Origin of the sequence: Chitinimonas viridis, from assembly GCF_030409555.1 — a bacterium.
Taxonomy (GTDB): Bacteria; Pseudomonadota; Gammaproteobacteria; order Burkholderiales; family Chitinimonadaceae; genus Chitinimonas; species Chitinimonas viridis.
Genome location: NZ_JAUFPU010000020.1, coordinates 1 through 1,171, shown reverse-complemented (window position 1 = coordinate 1,171; position 1,171 = coordinate 1). Strand labels below are relative to the sequence as shown.

At 64.7% G+C, this 1,171-nt stretch carries 1 protein-coding gene; it reads right to left on the bottom strand.

Annotated features, from left to right (window positions below):
• Positions 1-1,139 (bottom strand): type VI secretion system Vgr family protein (locus tag QWZ03_RS20390; protein ID WP_290334449.1); only part of this gene is annotated, 1,139 nt, incomplete at its 3' end.
• Positions 1,140-1,171 lie beyond the last annotated feature (32 nt).

Below are 1,171 nucleotides of genomic sequence, written 5' to 3'. Positions count from 1 at the left end.
CGGTTTTCACCGATGCTGATGGTCTCGTTCTTGCCCACATCCTCCGTGCGGTTGTCGCCAATCGAGATCTTCTCGTTGTGGTCCACCCGCTCGGTGCGGTCGTTGTGCACCGTGATGGTCTCGTTGTTGTCCACCGTCTCAGTACGGTCATGCTTCACCAGCACCGTCTCGTCGTTGTCCACCGTCTTCTTGCGGTCGTGGCCCACCCAGTGGCTTTCGTCGTTCTCCACCTCGATGCGCTGGTCCTTCTCGGCATGCAGCCACAGCTCTTCCGCCCCCTTCTTGTCCTCGAAGCGGATGGCGTTGGCGTTGTCGTAGCTGCCACCCGGGGTGGAGCGGCTCAGCATGCCGGTCTGGGTCTGGTTGGCCGGTAGCTCCCACGGCGGCATCTGGCCGGCGTTGTAGACCCGGCCGGTAATCAGCGGCTGGTCAGGATCCCCTTCCAGAAAGCTGATCACCACCTCCTGGCCAATGCGCGGCACCGCCATGGCGCCGAAGTTTTGCCCGGCCCAGGGCTGCGAAGCACGGACCCAGCAGGAGCTGTGCTGGTTGCGCTGGCCGCGTCTATCCCAGTGGAACTGCACTTTGACCCGGCCGTACTGGTCGCTGTAGATCTCCTCACCCTGCGGGCCGACCACCACGGCGGTCTGCGGGCCTTGCACAAAGGGGCGCGGGGTGTAGCGGGTGGGGCGGAAGGGCAGGCTGCTGGGCAGGGCTTCGATCTGGCACAAACAGACCCAGTCGCCAGCACCCGATTCGTAGGAGGCTTCCGACCAGCTGAGGTGGGCGCTGGTGACCAGGTATTCGCGGTTCTGGTCGCCGCGCGGGTGATCGCTGAGGGTAAACAAGGCGCCTACCGGCAGGCCCCGGACATTGCCCTGGCCGCGGACGGTTTCCTGGCGGGCCTGCATGGCATCGAGCTGGACCCGCACATAGTGCTCGCCGACAGCCGGGTTGTCGTATTCGCCGGGGTAGTCGAACACCTCATGGCGGGCTTCGCCATGCTCGCGGGCAACGCGGGAGCGGACGGTGAGGTCGGCGCGGGGTTTCTGGAAATCGTAGTCGGTGAGGACATAGTCCACCGGCTGGACGGACTTGGTGTAGTTCCAGTGTTCGAGGTGTTCGCGGTCCGAGGTCATGCCGCCATCACCACCACCCTGTTCAAAGGGGA